Source organism: Thermomonas fusca, from assembly GCF_005862345.1.
Lineage (GTDB): Bacteria > Pseudomonadota > Gammaproteobacteria > Xanthomonadales > Xanthomonadaceae > Thermomonas > Thermomonas fusca.
This window is the reverse complement of sequence record NZ_SROY01000002.1, coordinates 210,832-232,852: the sequence shown is the minus strand read 5'-3', so window position 1 is coordinate 232,852 and position 22,021 is coordinate 210,832. Positions and strand designations below refer to the sequence as shown.

Annotated in this window: 17 protein-coding genes; 9 read left to right on the top strand and 8 right to left on the bottom strand. The window is 66.7% G+C overall.

Going from position 1 to position 22,021, the window contains the following annotated elements; translation table 11 throughout:
* Positions 1–90: 90 nt before the first annotated feature.
* The 3 genes from E5S66_RS05320 to E5S66_RS05310 all read right to left on the bottom strand — a co-directional run bounded on the left by E5S66_RS05320 (position 91) and on the right by E5S66_RS05310 (position 5,090).
* Positions 91–2,172 carry a M13 family metallopeptidase gene (locus tag E5S66_RS05320; protein WP_138348689.1) on the bottom strand — a complete coding sequence of 694 codons (2,082 nt, stop codon included), beginning with the start codon at positions 2,170–2,172 and terminating at the stop codon, positions 91–93.
* 144 nt (positions 2,173–2,316) lie between these two features.
* On the bottom strand, positions 2,317–3,711 hold the full coding sequence (locus tag E5S66_RS05315; RefSeq protein WP_138348180.1) for a M16 family metallopeptidase: 1,395 nt from the start codon (positions 3,709–3,711) through the stop codon (positions 2,317–2,319).
* Positions 3,708–5,090 carry a M16 family metallopeptidase gene (locus E5S66_RS05310; RefSeq protein ID WP_138348178.1) on the bottom strand — a complete coding sequence of 461 codons (1,383 nt, stop codon included), beginning with the start codon at positions 5,088–5,090 and terminating at the stop codon, positions 3,708–3,710. The genes E5S66_RS05315 and E5S66_RS05310 overlap by 4 nt, the downstream gene beginning before the upstream one ends.
* Before the next feature lie 116 nt (positions 5,091–5,206).
* Between E5S66_RS05310 and E5S66_RS05305 the strand changes: the two genes are divergently transcribed.
* Positions 5,207–6,580: an MBL fold metallo-hydrolase gene (locus E5S66_RS05305; protein WP_138348176.1), complete on the top strand. Its 1,374-nt coding sequence runs from the start codon at positions 5,207–5,209 to the stop codon at positions 6,578–6,580.
* Between the two features lie 27 nt (positions 6,581–6,607).
* On the opposite strand, the gene E5S66_RS05300 is transcribed toward E5S66_RS05305, so the two are convergent.
* Together E5S66_RS05300 and rimO are read right to left on the bottom strand one after the other, a co-directional pair.
* Positions 6,608–7,027, bottom strand: coding sequence for a low affinity iron permease family protein (locus E5S66_RS05300; RefSeq protein WP_028838859.1), 420 nt, complete (start codon positions 7,025–7,027; stop codon positions 6,608–6,610).
* A gap of 40 nt (positions 7,028–7,067) precedes the next feature.
* A complete protein-coding gene (gene rimO / locus E5S66_RS05295; protein WP_138348174.1) occupies positions 7,068–8,411 on the bottom strand; it encodes a 30S ribosomal protein S12 methylthiotransferase RimO in 1,344 nt (447 codons plus the stop codon).
* Positions 8,412–8,529: 118 nt separating this feature from the next.
* On the opposite strand from rimO, the gene E5S66_RS05290 reads away from it, so the two are divergent.
* Both E5S66_RS05290 and E5S66_RS05285 read left to right on the top strand, forming a co-directional pair.
* A complete protein-coding gene (locus tag E5S66_RS05290; protein WP_138348172.1) occupies positions 8,530–9,198 on the top strand; it encodes a dienelactone hydrolase family protein in 669 nt (222 codons plus the stop codon).
* A gap of 12 nt (positions 9,199–9,210) precedes the next feature.
* Positions 9,211–9,639: an HIT family protein gene (locus E5S66_RS05285; RefSeq protein WP_138348170.1), complete on the top strand. Its 429-nt coding sequence runs from the start codon at positions 9,211–9,213 to the stop codon at positions 9,637–9,639.
* Positions 9,640–9,678: 39 nt separating this feature from the next.
* Here the strand turns inward: E5S66_RS05285 and dcd are convergent, their stop codons facing one another.
* The 3 genes from dcd to E5S66_RS05270 form a co-directional block, all read right to left on the bottom strand.
* Positions 9,679–10,254, bottom strand: coding sequence for a dCTP deaminase (gene dcd / locus E5S66_RS05280; RefSeq protein ID WP_138348168.1), 576 nt, complete (start codon positions 10,252–10,254; stop codon positions 9,679–9,681).
* 64 nt (positions 10,255–10,318) lie between these two features.
* Complete coding sequence (gene apbC, locus E5S66_RS05275) at positions 10,319–11,164, bottom strand: iron-sulfur cluster carrier protein ApbC (protein WP_138348166.1); 846 nt, start codon at positions 11,162–11,164, stop codon at positions 10,319–10,321.
* Positions 11,165–11,185: 21 nt separating this feature from the next.
* A complete protein-coding gene (locus E5S66_RS05270; protein WP_171033477.1) occupies positions 11,186–12,811 on the bottom strand; it encodes a tetratricopeptide repeat-containing sulfotransferase family protein in 1,626 nt (541 codons plus the stop codon).
* A 322-nt stretch (positions 12,812–13,133) separates the two neighbouring features.
* Between E5S66_RS05270 and E5S66_RS05265 the strand changes: the two genes are divergently transcribed.
* The 6 genes from E5S66_RS05265 (at position 13,134) to E5S66_RS05240 (ending at position 21,974) form a co-directional block, all read left to right on the top strand.
* On the top strand, positions 13,134–16,118 hold the full coding sequence (locus E5S66_RS05265) for a TonB-dependent receptor domain-containing protein (RefSeq protein WP_246037153.1): 2,985 nt from the start codon (positions 13,134–13,136) through the stop codon (positions 16,116–16,118).
* A 108-nt stretch (positions 16,119–16,226) separates the two neighbouring features.
* Positions 16,227–18,260 (top strand): alpha/beta hydrolase family protein, encoded by a 2,034-nt coding sequence (locus tag E5S66_RS05260; protein ID WP_246037152.1) that lies wholly within the window; start codon positions 16,227–16,229, stop codon positions 18,258–18,260.
* A gap of 161 nt (positions 18,261–18,421) precedes the next feature.
* On the top strand, positions 18,422–18,856 hold the full coding sequence (locus E5S66_RS05255; protein WP_138348160.1) for a DUF2147 domain-containing protein: 435 nt from the start codon (positions 18,422–18,424) through the stop codon (positions 18,854–18,856).
* 53 nt (positions 18,857–18,909) lie between these two features.
* Positions 18,910–19,350 (top strand): DUF2147 domain-containing protein, encoded by a 441-nt coding sequence (locus E5S66_RS05250; protein ID WP_425472167.1) that lies wholly within the window; start codon positions 18,910–18,912, stop codon positions 19,348–19,350.
* Positions 19,351–19,419: 69 nt separating this feature from the next.
* Complete coding sequence (metG, locus tag E5S66_RS05245; protein WP_138348158.1) at positions 19,420–21,498, top strand: methionine--tRNA ligase; 2,079 nt, start codon at positions 19,420–19,422, stop codon at positions 21,496–21,498.
* 65 nt (positions 21,499–21,563) lie between these two features.
* On the top strand, positions 21,564–21,974 hold the full coding sequence (locus E5S66_RS05240) for a hemerythrin domain-containing protein (RefSeq protein ID WP_138348156.1): 411 nt from the start codon (positions 21,564–21,566) through the stop codon (positions 21,972–21,974).
* Positions 21,975–22,021: the final 47 nt, after the last annotated feature.

Here is a 22,021-nt window from a genome sequence, read left to right as displayed (position 1 = left end):
CCACCCGCGCAGCGTCCCGCCCAGCCGGCGGTCCCGCCGGATGCATCCGCATTCCGGCGGGATGTATCGGCTATGGCGCGCCGCCAGGCGCTACCAGATCACCACCTGCTGGCCGTCCGCGCGCACCATCGCATCGCCCGCCTTGCAGCCGAACGCACTGGCGAAGGCCGGCAGGTTGGACGGCGCACCGATCGCGCGGAAGTTGGCCGGCGCATGCGGGTCGGTGGTCAGCCGCACCTTCAGCTCTTCCGGGGTGAAGTTGCGGCGCCACACCGTGCCCCAGTTCAGGAAGAAGCGCTGGTCGCGGCTGAGGCCGTCGGCCTTCGGGTCGTCCTTGCCTTCGGTGGCCTTGCGCATGGCGTCGTAGGCGGTGGCCAGGCCGCCCAGGTCGGCGATGTTCTCGCCCAGGGTCAGCTTGCCGTTGACGTGCTGGCCGGGGCCGGCCTCGTAGCCGTTGAACTGCGCGATCAGCTTGTCGGTGCGGCCGGAGAAGCCCTTGGCATCCGCCGGGCTCCACCAGTTCTCGAACTTGCCGGTGGCGCCGAAGCGGCTGCCCTGGTCGTCGTAGCCGTGGGTCATCTCGTGGCCGATCACCGCGCCGATGCCGCCGTAGTTCATGGCGTCGTCGGCAGCTGCGTCGAAGAACGGCGGCTGCAGGATGGCGGCCGGGAACACGATCTCGTTCTGCAGCGGATTGTAATAGGCATTGACCGTCTGCGGGCTCATGCCCCACTCGGTCCGGTCCACCGGCTTGCCGATCTTGCCCAGCATCCACTGGTAGTTGAACGCGTTTGCGGCCAGCACGTTGCCGATGTAGCTGTCGCGGCCGGTGGCCAGCCCGCTCCAGTCGCGCCACTTGTCCGGGTAGCCGATCTTGGGCGTGAAGCTGGCCCACTTTTCCATCGCCTTGGCCTTGGTGGCGTCGCCCATCCAGGCCAGCCCGCCGATCCGCACCTTGAGCGCCTCCGACAGGTTCTTCACCAGTTCCTGCATGCGTGCCTTGGCTTCCGGCGAGAACGCGACCTTGACGTAGATCTGTCCCAGCGCCTCGCCCGCACTGTCATTGAGCGTGTCCAGGACGCGCTTGCCGCGCTCCTTGATCTCCTTCTGGCCGCGCATGGCCTTGCCGTAGAAGTTGAAGTGCTCATTGGCGAACGCGTCGGCCAGGTACGGCGAGGCGCCGTCCACGGTATGGAAGCGCAGGTAGCTCTGCCACTGCGCGGCCGGCACCTCGGCCAGCATCTTGCTGACCTCCTGGTGGAAGGCGGGAATGGCCAGCGAGAACATCTTCGGCGCCGCGATGCCCTGCGCTTCGAAGAACTTCGTCCACGGGAAGTTGGGGGTCAGCTTGTCGGCGTCGGCCGGGCTGACCGGGTTGTAGAACAGCGAAACGTCGCGCGACATCTCCTCGCTGGACTTGGACACCTTGGCCAGCCGGGTCTCGAAGGCCACCACGTCCTTGGCCTGGGCCGCGGCGTCTGCGGCCGCGACGCCGGAAAGTTCCAGCACCTTGGCGACGTGGGCCTGGTAGGCGGCCAGCTTGTCGGCCTTGTCCTTGTCGAAGTAATAGCCGCGGTCCGGCAGGCCCAGGCCGCCCTGCGCGGCGTAGGCGATGTTCATCGACGGGTCGTTGAAGTCCGCTTCCGGGGCGAAGCCGAACAGCAGGTTCTCGCCCTTGGCCGCGCTGCTGCGCAGGTAGTCGGCGATCTTGTCCTGGCTGTCGAGCGCGGCGATCGCGTCCAGCCGCGACTGCAGCGGCGCAATGCCCTGCGCGTTGATCTTCGCCGCATCCATGCCGGTGGCCCAGAAATCGCCGACGATCTTGTCGATGCCGCTGGCGTTGGCCCTGGCCGCGGCCTGCTCGGCCAGCTGCCGCTGCACCGCCTGCGAGCGCTCATCGAGCATTTCGAACGCGCCCCAGCTGGTGCGGTCGCTTGGAATCGCGTTGGCGGCCAGCCACTTGCCGTTGACGTAGCCGCCGAAATCGGCGCAGGCGTTCTTCGCCGGATCAAGATCGCCGGGCAGGAAGCGGTTGACCGGCGGCAGCTTGGATTCGTCCAGCGTGTAGGCGGCCGGATCGGCCTTGGCGTCGCCCGCGCCGGCGCTGGCGGCCGGTTCGGCCGGCTTCTGGCAGGCGCCCAGCGCCGCGGCGATGGCGAGGGACAGCAGCAGGGATTTCGGGGTATTCACGGCAGGCGGCTCCGGCGAGGCGGGAAAGAAAAAAAGACGCGGCACCTGGCCGCGTCTTCGGACTGTATCGGCTGCCCGGCGCGCGGGAGGGTGCCGGAGGTCATGGCCGCCGGCACCGCCCCGCGTTCAGGGTGAGAAGCGCGGATCGGTCAGCTTCATCTCGGTGACCGGGCCGTAACCCTGCATCACCGTGCGGATCTTCGCCGCATCGCCGATCGCCACGATCACCAGATCCGGGCTTGCCGGGAACACCGCGCGGGCGGCTGCCACCTGCGCCGGGGTGGCGGTCGCGACCTGGCCGAGGTAGCCGTCGATGTAGTCGCGGCCGTCGCCGTACAGGACCAGCCAGGCGATCGCACTGGCCAGTTGCGGCGCGGTTTCCATGCCCGGCGCGAATTGCCCGGCGATGTAGTTCCGCGCCGACTGCAGGGTGGCGGCGTCCAGCCCGTCCTTGTGCAGGCGGTCGAGGGTGGCGATGGCCAGGTCGATCGCGGCCTTGGTCGAGTCGGTCTTGGTGAAGCTGGTGATCTGCGCGGCACCCGGCTGGCGCGGGCGCGGCAGCAGTGCGCTGGCACCGTAGGTCAGCCCGGATTTCACCCGCAGTTCGGTGTTGAGCATGGAGGTGAAGCGGCCGCCGAACGCGGTCTGCACCAGGTCCTGCGCGGCGCGGGCGGGGTCGCTGCGCTGGCTGCCGACGTTGCCCAGCGAAAAGTACGTCTGGGTGGCGCCCGGCTTGTCCACCAGCAGCACGCGGCGGCCGCTTTCCTTCGTCTTCGCCGCCACCTGCGGCAGCGCCCCTTCGGCCTTGGCCCAGCCGCCGAACGCCTGCTTCACCTGCGCGATGACGGCGGCGGGATCGAAGTCGCCGGCGATCGAGATGATCAGGCGGTCGCCACCCATCTGCTGGCGACGGAACGCCTGCAGGTCATCGAGGGTGATGGTGGCGAGGCTGGTCTCGTCGCCCCCTGCAGGACGCCCATAGGGGTGCCCGCGGAACAGCCAGCCGCTGGCATACAGGCCGATCAGCCGGCGCGGGTCGGAATCCTTGGCCGTCGCGATCCCGTCGATGGCGCGCTTGCGCAGCTTGTCGAACTCGGCCGGCGCCATCGCCGGACGCAGCAGCGCATCGGCCAGCAGCGACAGCATTAGCCCGGTGTCCTTCGACAGGAACTGCGCGTTGGCGGTGAGCGCCTCGCTGGAACTGCCGAAGTCGAGGTTGCCGCCGGCGCCATCCACCGCCTGCGCGAACGCCAGCGCATCGCGGCTGCCGGCGCCCTTGGACAGCATTTCCGCCAGCAGGTCGGCGGTGCCTTCCTTGCCGGCCGGGTCGGCCAGCGCACCGCCGCGCACCAGCACGGTGGCCGCGACCATCGGCACGTCCTTGCGCTGGGTCAGCAGCAGGGTGGCGCCGTTGTCCAGTTGCACGGTCTGGTAGTCCGGCAGCTTGATGTCGGCGCCAGCCGTGGCGCTGCCGAAGGCGAATGCGGCCAGCGCCGCGAACACGAAACGCAGGCCGCTCATCGTGCGCCCTCCTGGTTGGCCGCGGGCGCGGCGACGGGTTGCAGCAGGCCGGTGGTGCGGTTCTGCCTGCGCAGGATCTTCGCGGCCAGCGCCTGCACCTGGGCGGCGGTGACGGCTTCGAAGGCGGCGGGTTCGTCGAAGGCCTTGCGGTAGTCACCCTCGAACACCTCGGCGGTGCCCAGTGCGCGGGCCTTGCCGTTGATGGTGGCCATGCCGCGCCAGAACGCGGACAGCTGCAGGTTGCGGGCCTTGTCCAGCTCGGCGGCGGTCACCCCGCCGCGGGCGATCTTCGCCAGTTCGTCGTCCAGCAGCGCCTCGGCCTTCGCCAGGTCGCCGCCCGGCGGCAGCATCGCGTACACCCACAGCAGGCCGGGGTCGAAGCCGGCTTCGGCGAACGCACCGGCGTTCACCGCCGCCTGTTCGCGCTCGACCAGCCGCTGGTGCAGGCGCGAGGAGTCGCCGCGCGCAAGGATCGTGGTCAGCAGCTCCAGCGCCGGATAGTCCTTGCTGCCGGCGCCGATGCCGCTGTGGAAGGCGTAGGCCAGGATCGGCGACTGCGCATCGCCGCGCTCCACGGTGATGCGGCGCTCGCCCAGCTGCTCCGGCTCCACCGTGGTCACCGGCGTCGGTTCCGGCTGCCGCGGCAGCGCGGCCAGGTACTTGTCGGCCAGCGCGAACACCTGCGCCGGTTCGACATCGCCCGCCACCACCAGCACCGCGTTGTTCGGCGCGTAATACGTCCTGAAGAACTGCTTGAGGTCTTCGGTCTTCCAGCGCTCGATGTCGCTGGGCCAGCCGATGGTGGGGATCTGGTAGGGATGCGCGACGTAGGCGGTGGCCTGCATCTGCTCCATCAGCGTGCCCATGCTGTCGTTGTCGACGCTGGAACGGCGCTCGCTGTAGACCACGCCGCGCTCGCTCTCCACCACCTTGGGGTCGAACGACAGGTTGGCCATGCGGTCGCCTTCGAGGTCGAAGATCGCCTCCAGCGCGCTGGACGGGAACCAGTCCGTGTAGATGGTCAGATCGTTGCTGGTGCTGGCGTTGTTGCTGCCGCCGGCGGCTTCCATGGTGCGGTCAAACTCGCCCGGGGCGCGCCTGGTGGTGCCGTTGAACATCATGTGCTCGAAGAAGTGCGCCAGCCCGGTGATGCCGGCGTGCTCGTTGCGGCTGCCGGCCTTGTAGAAGGTGTAGTAATTCGCGTTGGGGATGTCGTGGTCCGGCCAGACGATGATCTTCAGGCCGTTGGCCAGGGTCTTGCTGGAGATGGTCTCGCTGCCGGGAACGGCGGTCGCCGGCGCGGCGACCGATGTGGCGGCGTGGGCGGCGCAGGCCGCGGTGCCCAGCGCTAACGCACAGGCGATGGAGAGCAGGCGCATGGTGGTTTTCCGTTTTGCAAGCCGCATACCTTGCCGCAATCGCGCGCGCTCGGCCATCTGCCGGAAGTGGGGGTTGCTGGGTTAACCTGCGGCAACGCAACCAATCGGGCAAACGCATGCGCGTGCATTTCCACGGAGCGGCCGGTGAAGTCACCGGCTCGATGCATCTGGTCGAAGCCGCGGGCAAGCGCATTCTTCTCGACTGCGGCCTGGTCCAGGGCAGCCCGGAAGCCGACGCCCGCAACTTCGCGCCGTTCCCGTTCGACCCCGCCGACATCGATGCGCTGATCCTAAGCCATGGCCACATCGACCACGTCGGCCGCGTGCCGCGGTTGACCCTGTCCGGCTTCAACGGACCGATCTACGCGCAGGCCGCCACCGTCGACCTGCTGCCGATCATGCTGATGGACTCGGCCTCGCTGCAGGAAAACGATGCCGAGCGCAGCAACCGCAAGCGCAAGCCGGGCCAGCCCAAGGCGCTGCCGCTGTACACCCGCGAGGACGTGCGCGGCGCGCTGTCGCAGCTGCGCCCCCTCCCCTATGCGGCGCGCACCGAGCTGTTCCCCGGCATCGAGGTCGCCTTCCGCGACGCCGGCCACATCCTCGGATCCAGCATCGTCGAACTGTGGGCCGACGGCAGGAAGCTGGTGTTCTCCGGCGATCTTGGCATGCGCAACGCGCCGATCCTGCGCGATCCCGTGCAGATCGCCGAAGCCGACCTGCTGCTGCTGGAATCCACCTACGGCAACCGCAACCACCGCGAGCGCGACGAAACCGTGCGCGAACTTGGAGAGATTTTCGACGCGGCCTGGCGCGAGGGCGGCAACGTGCTGATCCCGGCGTTCGCGGTGGGCCGCACGCAGGAACTGCTGTACTGGTTCGCCCGCCACTGGAACGACTGGGACATGTCGCGCTGGCGGATCTTCCTGGACAGCCCGATGGCCTCGAAGGTGGTGCAGGTGTACGACCGCCACCACGCCCTGTTCGACGCCGAGGCGCGCGAGGTCTGGCGCGGCACGCCCAACCCGTTCCGGCTGCCCAACCTGCGGGTCACCGAGACCGCCGAGGAGTCGATGGCGATCAACCGCATCCACGGCGGCGCGATCATCATTGCAGGCAACGGCATGGCCAGCGGCGGCCGCATCCTCCACCACATGCGCCAGTGCCTGCCCAAGCGGCAGACGCGGATGGTGTTCGTCGGCTTCCAGGCCGAAGGGACCATCGGCCGGCGGCTGGTGGACGGCGCGCGCTGGGTGCGCATCCACGGCCACGACGTGCGCGTGAATGCCCACCGGCACACTGTGGGCGGGCTGTCCGCGCACGCCGACCAGCATGGCCTGCTGGACTGGTACGCCGGTTTCAGCACGCCGCCGCCGGTGGCGCTGGTGCACGGCGAGGATCTTGCGCGCGAGGCGCTGGCCGGCGAGATCCACGAAGCCCACGGCGTGCAGGCGGTGCTGGCGCGGCCGGGGATGCAGCTGGAGGTCTGAACCGCGACGCCCGCCGGCAGCGACGCCTCAATCGGAGTCGTTGACTTCCGGGGTGCCGCGGTCGGTTTCCTCGCCGCCGAGCTTCCGCGCACTTCGGGCCAGCGCGACATAGCGGGCGCGGAATACATCGAGTTCGCGCTCTTCCAGCTCTTCCAGGTCGAGCAGCGCATTGTGCGCACCGCGGGTGGCGCGGATCAGCTCGTCCAGCTTGAGCTGGATCGCCTCGGTGTCGCGGTTCTGCGCGTTCTGGATCAGGAACACCATCAGGAAGGTGACGATGGTGGTGCCTGTGTTGATCACCAATTGCCAGGTGTCGCTGAAGCCGAACAGCGGCCCGGTGAGGATCCAGACCAGCACCACCAGCAGGGCCAGCGTGAAGACCGGCGGCCGGCCGGCGGCGCGCGAGGCCCACTTGGCCACGCGGCTGAACAGATGCGACGGCGACATCGGGAGCTCCTTGGCAGGGACGCCGGGAGTATGCCGCGGCTCAGTCGTTGTACTCGACTTCCCCGTACAGGTCGTGCTCGTCGCTGCCCATGATCCGCACCATCGCGAATTCGCCGGGCACCAGGCCGGCTTCACGGCCGTCCTGGACCTGCACCAGGCCGTCGATCTCCGGCGCATCGGCCATCGACCGGGCGATGGCCAGGTCGCCGTCGATGGCGTCCACGATGACCTTCTGCACGCTGCCGACCTTGGCCGCGAGCCGCGCTTCGGAGATAGCCGCCTGCCGCCCCATGAAGCGGGCCAGGCGCTCCTGCTTCACGTCTTCATCGACGGGATCCGGCAGGTCGTTGGCCTTCGCGCCTTCGACCGGCGAATAGGCGAACGCGCCGACGCGGTCCAGCTGCGCCTCGTCGAGGAAATCGAGCAGCTCCTCGAACTCCTGCTCCGTCTCGCCGGGGAAGCCGACGATGAAGGTGGAACGAAGGGTGAGGTCCGGGCAGATCGAGCGCCAGCGCTGGATCCGCTCAAGCGTCTTGTCCACCGCGCCGGGCCGCTTCATCAGCCTGAGGATGCGCGGGCTGGCGTGCTGGAACGGGATGTCGAGGTACGGCAGCAGCTTGCCGTCGGCCATCAGCGGGATCACGTCATCCACGTGCGGGTACGGATACACGTAGTGCAGGCGCGTCCACACGCCGAGTTCGGACAGGCCTTCGCACAGCGCCTTCATCCGCGTCTCGTACACATTCGTGCCCCACAGCCGCGGCGCGTACTTCAGGTCGACGCCGTAGGCGCTGGTGTCCTGCGAGACCACCAGCAGTTCCTTGACGCCGCCCCGCACCAGTTTTTCGGCTTCGCGCAGCACGTCATCCACCGGCCGCGACACCAGGTCGCCGCGCATCGACGGGATGATGCAGAAGCTGCAGCGGTGGTTGCAGCCTTCGGAAATCTTCAGGTACGCGTAGTGCTTGGGCGTGAGCTTGAGGCCGTAGTCCGGCAGCAGATCCACGAAGGGGTTGTGCGTCGGCGGCACCGCGGCGTGCACCGCATCCATCACGCTGGCGTAGTCCTGCGGGCCGCTGATCGACAGCACGCCCGGATGCGCCTGCCGGATCACGTCCGCGCGCTTGCCCAGGCAGCCGGTGACGATGACCTTGCCGTTTTCCGCCATCGCCTCGCCGATGGCGTCCAGCGACTCGGCCACCGCGGAATCGATGAAGCCGCAGGTGTTGACCACCACCACGTCGGCATCGTCGTAGGCCTGTACCAGGTCGTAGCCCTCCCCCCGCAGCTGGGTGAGGATGCGCTCGGAGTCCACCAGCGCCTTGGGGCAGCCGAGGCTGACGAAGCCGACTTTGGGATTGGCGGAGGCGGGGGTCTGGGACATGGACATCGTGGACGCTGGCCGGCGGGGGGTCCGCCGCGGGCCGCGTAGTATACCGGCGGGGGGCTGGCGGCCCGGCCCCACAGGCGTACTATCGCGGCAAGCGGAGGGAGCCAACCCCATGAGCGAGTGGATGTCCCTGGAAACCCCGAGCGGCCGCATCCGCGCCTGGCTCGCGAAACCGCACGTACCGCCGCGCGGCGCGCTCGTGGTGGTGCAGGAAATCTTCGGCGTCAACAGGCACATCCGCGCGGTCTGCACCACCTTCGCCGAGCATGGCTACGTGGCGATGGCGCCGGCGCTGTTCGACCATTTCGAACACGACGTGCAACTGGACTACGACCCGGACGGCGTGCAGCGCGGCCGCGAACTGGTGGAGCGGCTGGGCTTCCCGCGTGCGCTCGAGGACATCCACGCGGCCGCCGCGCAGCTGCAGGAATACGGCAAGGTCGGCGTGGTGGGCTATTGCTGGGGCGGCACCGCCGCCTATCTGGCCAACACCCGCCTGTCGCTGCCGGCGGTCAGCTACTACGGCGCGCGCACGGTGCCGTTCCTCGACGAACAGCTGGACGCGCCGATGATGTTCCACTTCGGCGAGCACGACCCCAGCATCCCGCAGGCCGACGTCGAGCTGCACCGCCAGCGCCATCCCGAGGCCGACGTCCACGTGTATCCCGCCGGGCACGGCTTCAACTGCGACCAGCGCGGTGATTTCCACCGTCCCAGCGCCGAACTCGCGCTGGATCGCACGCTGGGCCTGTTCCACCGGGCGCTGCGCCCGGCCTACTGAGCCGAGGACGCCATGAGCCGTTCCCAGCCGCCATCGCGCTACGAACTGCACCCGCAGCTGGCCGACGACACCGCCCCGGTCTGTGACCTGTCGGTCTGCGAGGTCCGGCTGATGGACGATGCCAACCACCCGTGGCTGGTGCTGGTGCCGAAGCTGGCGGGCGCGGTGGAGATCATCGACCTGACCCCGGCGCAGCGCACCCAGCTCAGCGCCGACATCGACGCCGCGGCGCGCGCGCTGAAGGCGCTGTTCAAGCCGCACAAGCTCAACGTGGCCGCGCTGGGCAACCAGGTGCCGCAGCTGCACGTCCACGTCATCGCCCGCTACACCGACGACATCGCCTGGCCGCGCCCGGTCTGGGGCGCGGCCAACGCGCGGCCGTACGCGCCGGAACAACTCATCGAACGGGTCAGCGCGCTGCGCGCGGCGCTGGCGCGGTAACCGCCGGCACCCGGGAGTTCCCGGGTTGCCGCGCATCGCTCAGGTGCGCGGCAGGGTGACCCCGGTCTGCCCCTGGTACTTGCCGCCGCGGTCCTTGTAGCTGGTCTCGCAGACGTCGTCGGCATCGGACTGGAAGAACAGCATCTGCGCGACGCCCTCGCCGGCGTAGATGCGCGCGGGTAGCGGCGTGGTGTTGCTGAACTCGAGCGTGACGTGACCTTCCCACTCCGGCTCCAGCGGGGTCACGTTGACGATGATCCCGCAGCGCGCATAGGTGCTCTTGCCCAGGCACACCACCAGGGTGTCGCGCGGGATGCGGAAGTACTCGACGGTGCGCGCCAGCGCGAAGGAATTGGGCGGGATGATGCACTCGTCGCCGACGATATCGACGAAGCTCTTCGGGTCGAAGTGCTTGGGATCGACGATCGTCGAGTTGATGTTGGTGAACACCTTGAATTCACGCGAGCAGCGCACGTCGTAGCCGTAGCTGGAGGTGCCGTAGCTGACGATGCGCTGGCCATCGGCAGCCTGCTTCACCTGGCCCGGCTCGTACGGCTCGATCATGCCGTGCTGCTCGGCCATGCGGCGGATCCAGCGGTCGCTCTTGATGCTCATGCGGATGTTCCAGGTGCGGAACCCGCGATTTTACGGACTCGCCTACGGATTTGCGCGCCCCGGATCAGCCGAGCAGCGAGGCCATGATCCCGGTGCGCACCTTCGGCCGCCTGTCCAGCTCGGCCAGCAGCGCCCGCGCGGCCGCGCGATAGGCCTGCGCCGCTGGGGAATCCGGCTGCGCGGCGACGATCGGGGTACCGGCATCGCCCTGTTCGCGGATGCCGGTCTCCAGCGGCAGCGCGCCCAGCTGCACCACCCCGTACTGCTCGGCCATCTTCCTGCCGCCGCCCTCGCCGAAGATGCGCTCGGCGTGGCCGCAGTTGCCGCACACGTGCACCGCCATGTTCTCGATCAGGCCGAGCACCGGGATGTTCACTTTCTCGAACATCTTCAACGCCTTGCGCGCGTCCAGCGTGGCGATGTCCTGCGGCGTGGTGACGATGACCGCACCGGCCACCGGGATCTTCTGCGCCATGGTCAGCTGGATGTCGCCGGTGCCCGGCGGCAGGTCCACCACCAGCACGTCCAGATCGCCCCAACGCGTGTCGTTGAGCAACTGCGAGAGCGCCTGGGTGGCCATCGGCCCGCGCCAGATCATCGGCGTGTCCTGGTCCACCAGCAGCCCGATCGACATCGCCTCCACCCCGTGCGCCAGCATCGGCGTGATGGTCTTGCCGTCCGGACTGTCGGGACGGCCGGACAGACCCAGCATCATCGGCACGCTGGGGCCGTAGACGTCGGCGTCGAGGATGCCGACCTTCAATCCCTCCGCGGCCAGCGCCAGCGCCAGGTTCACGGCAGTGGTGGACTTGCCCACCCCCCCCTTGCCGGAGCCGACGGCGATGATGTTGCGGACATTGGCGAGCGGTTTCAGTTCGCCCTGGACGGCGTGGGAAGGCAGGCGGGACATGGGAGCAGAATTCTCTGGGGTTTAGACAACCGGGTTGCCATTGGTATCGAGGATGCCGGCATCCTCGAGGATACGCACCAGGGGCCGGAGCTTCTCCAGATGGCGACGCGAGCTGTTGACGGATCGCGTGTGCACCGGCTCGCGGACTTGCGCGGCGCTGGCGGTAGCGAACACCCCGCTCTCAGGCACTTCAAGTGCCCTCGGCGTCCACTCCAGTCCGCACCAGTCGTAAATGCGGCGCCCCTGGGCGGCGGTATCCATCACCAGTTCCTCGTAATGAACATCCAGAATCGCCCCCGGCATCACCTCGTGCCAGTGCTGCATCAAGCGGCGGTATTCGACGTAGTACTGCGCCAACTCCTCGAGATCGTAAGAAAAGTCGTACGCTTTGAAGAACAGGGTCTTGTAAATGGCATAGCACGTATCCAGCGGATCTCGAACCAGATGGATGATCCGCGCATTCGGCAATGCCTTCCGGATCATGCCGCAGTACAGGAAATTCGCTGGCAACTTGTCGATGAACAGCGGACTATCGCCGGCCTTCAGGCGCGCGGCCTGCATGTACTCTTGGCCGAGCGCCTCGAAGTCGATACGAAGCGCGGCTTGCGTTTCCGACAGTGACGGGTGCTGCTCCCGCACGCGCTGCATGGCGCGCGAGAGCTTTGCACCGAATTCCATCAACTCACCCGCATTGGTAACTTTGCCGGACTGCAACAGGATGCGCTCGGTCAAGGTGGTCCCTGTACGCGGCATGCCGAGGATGAAAATCGCGCCAGCCTCGCCATGCCCGGGTTTCGACTTGGCGATGGCGCCCGCATCCATGACGGTGCGGATCTCGCGAAGCCCTGCGGCAACCGTCGACACGTCGTAGTCGATGAGGCCGCGCCGCTTGCGTGCTCCTTCCGCCAGCGCGGCGAACGCGCCATCGTGGTCATCAAGATCCTCGCGCTCCTTGGCCAGCGCATAGAGCGCCCCCACCTCGTCCTCTTCTCGGCGAAACCCGCCCTGCAGCAGGTTTTCCAGGCGCTCGACATGGTTGGCGCCAAGCGTCTGCTTGCGCAACGTGGAACGCAGATAAAGCACGGCCCCAGAGTGCGGGGTAATATCCAATAGCGCATCGAGATCGCGCTCGGCACCTCCGGCGTCACCGCTGTAGAAGCGGGCGATGGCAAGATCGTATCGCCACGCAGGAACTTCTTCGCCTGACACCGCCAAGGCACGCTCGTAATGCCGAACCGCGTCCGGCAGGCGGTTATGGTTGAAGTAGAACTTGCCCAACTGCCACAGCAAACGGGCATCCTGCCCCGCGGCGAGGGACAACTCGTCCATCAGTGCCCAGGTTTCATCGCCGCGGTGCGCGCGGGCGAGCAGCCAAGCCTTTTTGAGCTTGTGCTGGGGATTTGGGCTCAGCGCGATTGCCCTGTCGATCCAATCCAGTGCGGCGGAAAAGTCGCGGCTGACGTTATGCGCCTCGGACAGGAGCACGGCCACCTGATCCGCATCGGGATAGGCTTCAGCCAGCCGAAGCCCTCCGCGAATGGCGTCTGCGTGTTGACCACGTTGCAGTAGCGAGATCGACTCCGCGAGTGCCTGCCGCAGATCCGCGCCGGGAGCACGGGGTGTTTGCGGATGAAAAAATGCATTCATAGTGAGCAAGTCTATACGCATCGCACGCCACAACCGCGCGCCATGCACCTCTGACAACACCTGGACGCGCTGCCACACGGCAGCGGCTGCCAAGCGTGCACGCTCGTCCAGCGGGTCTGAACGCAGCCCCGCTGGCAATACGCATGCCAACTTGATTACGGCTCGGTGGCGACACCCTGAAATTTTCGTTAAGATCGGGCCAAGCCTTAGACGGCTTGTACAGCAGCACTTTCAATTCTTTGATTTTTAAGGGGGATTCATGTCCATTCGTACCCACGCCAGGTTCAAGCGAGCCCCACTCGCTCTCGCGCTTGTTGCGGTGATGTCCCTCCCGGCCGGTTCCGCATTCGCCCAGAGCACCACTGCTGGCGATCAGGACAAGGCCTCGGAGGCGTCGTCCGATACACAAAAGAAGGCTGAGAAGGTTGAGACGCTCGATGCGATCGTCGTCACCGGTTCCCGCATTGCACGGGACACCTTCAACTCCGTTTCGCCGGTGACCGTGATCAACCGCGAAGAAGCCACGATGGCGGGCTTCACCTCCACCGCAGGCGTGCTGCAGAGCAACGCGGTGACCGGCGGCACCGACCAGATCAACAACGCGTACGGCGGCTATGTCGTCAATGGCGGCCCCGGCGTCAACACCCTCTCACTGCGTGGCCTCGGTGCCACCCGCACCCTGCTGCTGCTGAACGGTCGTCGCGTCGCGCCGGCGGGGTCGCGTGGCGCGGTGGGCTCGGCAGACTTGAACGTGCTGCCGAACATCATGATCGACCACATCGAAGTGCTGAAGGACGGCGCGTCGTCGATCTACGGCTCCGACGCGGTGGCCGGCGTGGTCAACATCATCACCCAGCCGAAGGTAGACGGCGTCACCATCGAGCTGCAGAACAACGGCACGGAAGCGGGTGGCGGCACCGAGAACCGCGTCTCGATCAAGGGCGGCAAGACCGCTGACAACTGGCGCATCTCCGGCTCGCTGGAGTTCTACAAGCGGTCGGCCGTTACCTATGCCGATCGCGATTTCTCTTCCGGCTGCCCGACGCCGATGGTCGGCCGCCGCGCCGACGGCAGCTTCGGCGCGGACGATTACATCGATCCGATGACCGGCGAGCCGAAGTGCTGGACCCTGGATGCCGGCGGCGTGACCGTCAACACCCTGGGCACCGCCTATCTGCTTGGCCGTCCGGGCCAAGGCAGTCTCGGCTACTACGGCACCTACTATCCGGAAGATCTGCCGGGTCTGGGCGGGCTTGATTACTTCAACCGCTGGCGCCCGAACTCCGGCGTGACCGATGGCGACCTGCCGGGCTTCGAGGGCGTGGACTACTACGGCCGCGACAGCTTCGATCCGCGCATGCTGGAAGAGCACCTGCTCTCGCCGACCAACAACTACACCGCGTTCCTGCAGGGCGGCCTGGATCTGAACGCGCTGGGCGATGCCGAGCTGTACTTCGAAAATCTGGCCAGCCGCCGTCGTTCGAATCAGGTTGGCTTCCTGCAGCACACCATCGATTACGCCGTCGGTAGTCCGCTGCTGGGCGACCTGTCCTGGCTGCCGCGCATGGCCGGCGCGCCTGCGGACGGCTCGACGGGCGGCCGTCCGATCGCCGCACGCGCGTTCCTCGGCTGGGGCCTGTACAAGAACAAGCAGGAAGTGGACTTCAACCGTGCCACCGTGGGCCTGCGCGGCAATCTGGGCAGCTCCTGGAAGTACGACGTGTACGCCAGCCACGCCCGTTCCTTTGCCGACTACTACACCGAAAACCGCCTGACCGACCGCTACCGCAACACCTTGAACGTGGTGTCGGACGGCAACGGCGGCTTCATGTGCGCCGACGCCGCGGCCCGTGCCGCAGGCTGCGTGGCGGCCCCGATGCTCAGCACGTCGGTGCTGGCCGGCAACCTGCCGGCGGCCTACAAGAATTACGTGATGCAGTGGACCCACGGCACCACGGAATACACGGAAAAGACGTTGAACGCTGGCGTCAATGGGCCGATTTTCGACCTGCCGTACGGCACGATCTACGGTGCGTTCGGCGTCGAGTACCGCGATGCGGAAATCGACGATACGCCGGATCCGAACTCCGTCGCCAACAATCTGTACGGCTTCACCGCTTCGCAGCCGACCCGTGGCAAGGACGCCGTGAAGGAAGCCTATGCGGAGCTTCAGGTGCCGCTGCTGTCGGGCATCCGTTTCGCGCAGGAGCTGAGCCTGAACCTCTCGGGCCGCGTCACCGATTACGACTCCTACGGTAGCGACACCACCTACAAGATCGGCCTGATGTACACCCCGATCAGCGCGCTGTCGTTCCGCGCTTCGCACGGCACCTCGTTCCGCGCACCGGCGCTGTTCGAACAGTTCCTGGGTGCCACCAGCGGCTTCAACGCCGCCAACGGCGACCCCTGCAACGCCTGGGCGAGCAAGACCCCCGAGAGCAATGTCTACGTCAACTGCTCCTCGCTCGGCCTGGCTCCGAACTTCGACCAGAAGAGCAGCATCAAGGTGCTGACCAAGGGTGGCGCGGAAACTGGCTTGGCGGCTGAAACCTCGGTGGCCACCACTGCGGGCATCGTCTTCCAGCCGGAAATGCCGGAATGGTTCGGCACCTTGTCGCTGGCTGCGGACTACTACGACATCCAGGTGGACAACGGCGTTGCACGCCTGAGCGGCGCGCAGGTACTGGGGCTTTGCTACAACAGCCTGCCGGCGGAATTCACTGCGGGCACCGGTTACTGCGGCTTGGTCCAGCGCGCTGCTGACAACACCCTGTCGGTCACCACCGGCTACGTGAACGTCTCCACCGACATCGTCCGCGGCTGGGACTTCACCGCACGCTATACCCGCGACATCGGCCCGGGCTCGTTCCGCGCCAACCTCGCCGTCTCGCACTACCTGGAGCAGTCCGGCCGCACCTTCCCGGACAGCCCGCTGGTCGACAACAACGGGCGTCTGTACTCGCCCGATTTCACCGGCCAGCTGGACATGAGCTACAACGTGCGTAACTGGAACTTCCGTTACGGCGTGGACTGGGTCGGCAAGATGAGCGACTACGAGTACTACCAGAAGAACGGCATCGACTACACCGATGTCTACAAGATGGATACGGCCAACTACTTCTCGTCCAACGCATCGGTCCAGTACCGTGGCGACAAGTGGTCCGTTACCGCCGGCCTGCGCAACCTGACCGACAAGCGCCCGCCGCAGGTTTCCTCGGCTGTGGCTGGCGTGGGCAACACCATGCTGTACAGCGGTTACGACTGGCTGGGCCGTTCGTACTTCCTCAACTTCACGAAGTCGTTCTGATCCAATCGGCGTTGATCGCCATCGAACCGCTGCTCGAAAGAGCGGCGGTTTTTTTTTACATGCCGCGTCGTTGTATCCTTGCGCGTCAGTATTCCAAGGGGAACAAAATTGAAGGGGATTTTCCTTGCGCTTGCCGCGGGTGCCTTGCTTGCATCGGGCGCACAAGCCGCTCCGCCACAGAAGCCAACCATCCAGCAACTTGCCGCATTCCCGCAATTCTCCAATTTCGTGCTGTCTCCCGATGGCCAGCACATCGCGGCCCTTCGTGGCCGTGGTGAGGACCAGGTCATCGCCGTGTGGAAGGCGGATGCGTTGGACCAGGCCCCTACCCTGATCGGCGCGCAACGGATGAAGATCACCGGCGTGTCCTTCATCAAGAACGACCGCCTTGCCGTGAGCTTCTGGCAACCCTTCGACCTGCGCGGCGAAGGCGTGACCAAAACCTTCATTTCCAAGCTGATGATCACGGACCTGCAGGGCAAAAAGTGGAACGAACCCATCAACCAGGGCCGAGCCATGAGCAAGGCCGGCGAGTTGATGCAGTCGCTCTCCAACCCAACGGTCCTGAGCCGCCTTCCGAACGATCCCCACCATATCCTGATCGTCAATAACTACGGCAGCAGTTCGGGGGACGTGTATCGCATCGATCTCCGGGACTACACCTCGGAGCGCGTCCAGATGTCGGAACGCAGCGTGGGTGGCTACATCGTCGACCAGGACGGCGCGCTTCGCGCGCGTCTGAAGCAGGACATTGATGGCACTGGCGCATATGTCTCAGCTGAGTTCCGCAATGCCAAGACGGGTGCATGGGAAGAGCACTTCCGTTCCTACGTGAAGGACCGTGACCAAACCTCCATCGTAGGCATCAGCCGCGATCCGAACATCGCATATCTGCTGACCAATGTTGGTCAGGACAAGTCGGCGATCTACGAGTACGACATTGCTGCGCGCCAACGCAAGGACCTGGTGTTCCAGCATCGTTTCTTCGACGCGAGCGGGGTGGCGGTGAACCCGTACCACGCCGCCGGCGATGGCTTCGGCGAACTGTTGGGCATCGTTTACAACGGGCCTCGCGGCGACGACATGGAGCTGACATCGCCCAAGCTGCGCGCCCTGGATGCCGGGCTGCGGAAAGCGCTAGGCATTCAGAATCGCAAGATGACGGTTGTCGACCCCGCTACGGGTAGTCGTGCCGAAATCGATTACGCGATTGAAAAGAACATTTCCGTCAACAGCTACACCCCGGACTTCTCCAGCCTGATCGTCAAGGTGGACGGGGCTGCCACGCCTCCGGAGTACTACCTGTTCCGCAACGGCCAGCTCACGCTGCTGGCCAAGAGCTATCCGGACATTGATCCTCGCGCACTTGGAAGCACGGAGCTCGTTTACTACAAGGCGCGCGACGGGCTGGACATTCCGGCCTTCCTGACCAAGCCGAACCCCGAGCTGTGCGGCGCTGGCCCGTGGCCGGCGGTGGTTCATCCGCATGGTGGGCCATGGGCGCGTGACACCATGGATTTCGATGGCTCCATGTGGGTGTCGCTGATGACGTCCCGCTGCATGGCGGTGCTGCGCCCGCAGTATCGCGGCTCCGCGGGCTGGGGTCGGAAGCTGTGGATGGCTGGCGACGCCGAATGGGGACAGAAGATGCAGGATGACAAGGACGACGGCGCCAAGTGGCTGCTCGACCAGAAGCTGGCGATCCCGGGCCGCATCGCCATGTTCGGGTTCTCGTACGGCGGCTACGCGGCGTTCGACGCCGCCATTCGTCCGGCGGGCACCTACAAATGCGCCATCGCAGGAGCGGGCGTCTCCGACATCCGCCGCATCTGGTCACGCTTCTACACCAATCCGTTCTTCCGTCAGGCGCAGGCGCCTACGGTGAAGGGCGTCAGTCCGGTAGATCAAGCCGCCAACATCCAGATCCCGATCATGGTGTACCACGGTGAGCGCGACCAAACGGTGCCGATCGAGCAATCCGAGTGGTTTGTCGAAAAGGCCAAGACGTCCGGCAAGCCGGTGGTGTACCACGCGATCGCCGACTATGCGCACGGCCCTGCATGGAGCCGCCAAATCATGGCCGACCAATTGGGCTACATTGAGGACTACCTGCTCAACGATTGTGGCGGCGGCGGCCTCTGACTCCAGCCCTGCGCCCCCAAGAACCCCGCCGCAAGGCGGGGTTTTTTCCTGCTGAATTCCCGGCATCCCGGTGCGGCCAGCAGGTTCTCCATACGCCTTCGGATGGGTTATAAAGCGCAAAGGGGCGCGTCGCGTCCCGCAGCTCCCGTGGAGGGAAGTTCATGCGCAAGATGATCCTGACAGCGGTGCTGGCGTCGCTTTCGTTCGCGGCGACCGCGCAGCACTCCGCCACCTCGCCGGTCGGCAAGTGGAAGACCTTGGACGACAAGACCGGCAAGGTCATGACGATCTCGGAGGTCTACGAGGCCAAGAACGGCACGCTGGCCGCGAAGATCGTGGAAGCGGTCGGCGTTCCCGCCACCTGCACCACCTGCAGCGGGCAGCACCAGAACAAGCCGATGGTCGGCATCGTCACCCTGTGGAACCTGAAGGCCAACAAGGACGGGACCTGGGGCGGCGGTAACGGCTACAAGCCGTCGGAAGACCGCAACTTCACCGCCAAGTCGATCAAGCTGGTGGATGGTGGCAAGAAGCTGGAAGTGAAGGGCTGCGTGGCCTTCATCTGCCGCACCGCCACCTGGGTGCGGGTGGATTGACCACCCTCCGCGCGCCATCCGGACGGCCCGTTTCCCGGGCCTTTTCCGGCGCGTTGCGCCAGTGGGGGCGCGCGATCTTCGCCGGTCTGCTGCTGGCCATGGCCGCCGCCGCGCCCGCGCAGGAAGCGCCACTGGGGCGCTGGAAAACCATCGATGACGCCACCGGCAAGCCCAAGTCGGTGGTGGAGATCTATCGCGCCCGCGACGGCAGCATCGCCGGCCGGGTGGTCGACATCCTTGACCTCAAGGACGGCCCGAACCCGCCCTGCAAGGCCTGCAAGGGGCCGTTGCGCGGCAAGCCTATCCGTGGGCTGGTGATCCTGTGGGGGCTGCGCGCCGATGGCGACGGCGGCTGGTCGGGCGGGCGCGTGCTCGATCCCGAGAACGGCAAGGATTACCGCGCCAAGCTCGCACTGCTGCAAGGCGGCCGCGCGCTGGGCATGTCCGGCTGCATCGCGATGTTCTGCCGGCAGCAGGTGTGGCGGCGCGAGTGAGCAGCAAAGGCGGCCGGTCGCCGCGGTAGCGCATGCGATAATCGGCGCCCCCTCACGCGCCTCATGCCCATGCCCCGCTCCGCGCTTGTCACCAACGCCCTGCCCTATGCCAACGGCCCGCTGCATCTGGGTCACCTGGTCGGCTACATCCAGGCCGACATCTGGGTGCGGGCGCGGCGGATGCGCGGCGACACGGTGCACTACGTCTGCGCCGACGATACCCACGGCACGCCGATCATGCTGGCCGCCGAAAAGGCCGGCACCACGCCCGAGGCCTTCATCGCCGCGATCCAGCAAGGCCATGAGCGCGACTTCGCCGCCTTCGGCGTGGCCTTCGACCACTACGACTCCACCAATTCGACCGCCAACCGCGCGTTGACCGAACAGATCTACACCCGCCTCGACGCCGGCGGCCACATCGCCCGCCGCAGCGTGGCGCAGTTCTTCGATCCGGCCAAGGGCATGTTCCTGCCCGACCGCTACATCAAGGGCACCTGCCCCAACTGCAAGGCCGCCGACCAGTACGGCGACAACTGCGAGGTCTGCGGCGCCACCTACGGCCCAACCGACCTGATCGACCCGAAGTCGGTGGTCTCCGGCGCCACGCCCGAGCTGCGCGATTCCGAGCACTACTTCTTCGAGGTCGGCCGCTTCGAGACCTTCCTGCGGCAGTGGCTGGGCAGCGACACCATGCTGCCGGGGGTGAAGGCCAAGCTGATGGAATGGCTGGACGCCGACGGCGGGCTGCGCGCCTGGGACATCTCGCGCGACGCGCCGTATTTCGGCTTCGAGATCCCGAACGCGCCCGGCAAGTATTTCTACGTCTGGCTGGACGCGCCGATCGGCTACCTGTCCAGCTTCCGGAACCTGTGCGCGAAGAACGGAGCCGATTTCGACGCCTTCCTGAAGCCCGGCAGCCACGCCGAGCTGCACCACTTCATCGGCAAGGACATCGTCAACTTCCACGGCCTGTTCTGGCCGGCGGTACTGCACGGCGCCGGCATGCGCGCACCCACCCGCCTGCACGTCAACGGCTATCTGACCGTGGACGGCGCCAAGATGAGCAAGTCGCGCGGCACCTTCATCATGGCGCGCACCTACCTCGATGCCGGGCTGGACCCGGAGGCGCTGCGCTATTACTTCGCGGCGAAGTCCTCGGGCGGCGTGGACGACCTTGACCTCAACCTCGCCGATTTCACCGCGCGGGTGAACAGCGATCTGGTCGGCAAGTTCGTCAACCTCGCCAGCCGCTGCGCCGGCTTCATCGACAAACGCTTCGGCGGCGGGCTGGCGGACGCGCTGCCGGATCCGGGCCAGTACGCGCGCTTCGTCGCCGCGCTGGAAGGCGTGCGCGAAGCCTTTGAACGCAACGATGCGGCCGCCGCCATCCGCCAGACGATGGCGCTGGCGGACGAGGCCAACAAGTACATCGACGACCGCAAGCCGTGGGTCATCGCCAAGCAGGAAAGCGCCGATGCCGAGCTGCAGAGCGTGTGCACGCAGGGCCTGAACCTGTTCCGCGTGCTCGCCGCCGCGCTGGCGCCGATCCTGCCGCGCACCAGCGCGCAGGCGGCCGCTTTCCTCGGCGCACCGGTGAACGGCTGGGGCGATCTCGACGCGCCGCTGCTCTCGCACGGCATCAACGCCTACACACCGTTGTTCACCCGCATCGACCCGAAGCAGATCGAGGCGATGGTGGACGCATCGAAGGACACGCTGGCCGCGCCCATGCCCGCGGTAGCCACGAAGAACGCGGAAGCGAAACCAGTGAAGAAGGAAGAAGCACCCACCGCCGCGCCGGCCGCCGACGCCGGCAGCTACATCGGCCTCGACGACTTCGCCAAACTCGACCTGCGCATCGGCAAGGTGCTGGAATGCGGCTTCGTCGACGGTTCCGACAAGCTGCTGCGCTTCCTGCTGGACGCGGGCGAACTGGGCCAGCGGCAGATCTTTTCCGGCATCCGCGGCAGCTACGGCGAGCCGGAATTGCTGGTGGGCCGCAGCGTGGTGTTCATCGCCAACCTCGCGCCGCGCAAGATGCGCTTCGGCCTGAGCGAAGGCATGATCCTGTCCGCCGGCTTCGATGGCGGCGCGCTTGCGCTGCTGGACGCCGATGCGGGTGCGCAACCCGGGATGCCGGTGCGCTGAGCGCAACATCGGACTCACTGTGAAGGTCCATACTTCCACGCACCGGTTTCGCCTTTGATAGACCGATGAACACCAGCAGCATCAGGAGCGACCACGAAGCCCTCTACGCCAGCATGGACGAGCTGCGCCGGCTGCTGGCGACGGGCGTTGCGGAGAGCGCCGATGCCCTCTTCGTGGAGCTACGCAAGCTCAGCGCCACGATCAAGCTGCACCTGGCGATCGAGGACCGCATGTTGTACCCGGCACTGGCCAACGCCAGCGATGCGCAGGTCGCCGTCATCGGCAAGCGCTTCCAGCACGAGATGGGCGGGCTGGCAGCGGCCTATGAGGACTTCGCCGCGCGCTGGGACACGACCATACGGATTGGCGCCGAGCCCGAACGCTTCCGGGACGAAGCCGCCAGCCTGCTGGATGCGCTGCATGCGCGCATCCAGCACGAGGACCGCGAGCTGCTGCCTCTCGCCGAGTCGCTGTGAACGATCCGGCCTGCGCGCGCCACCGCGCCGCTCGGCCCGCGCCAGGC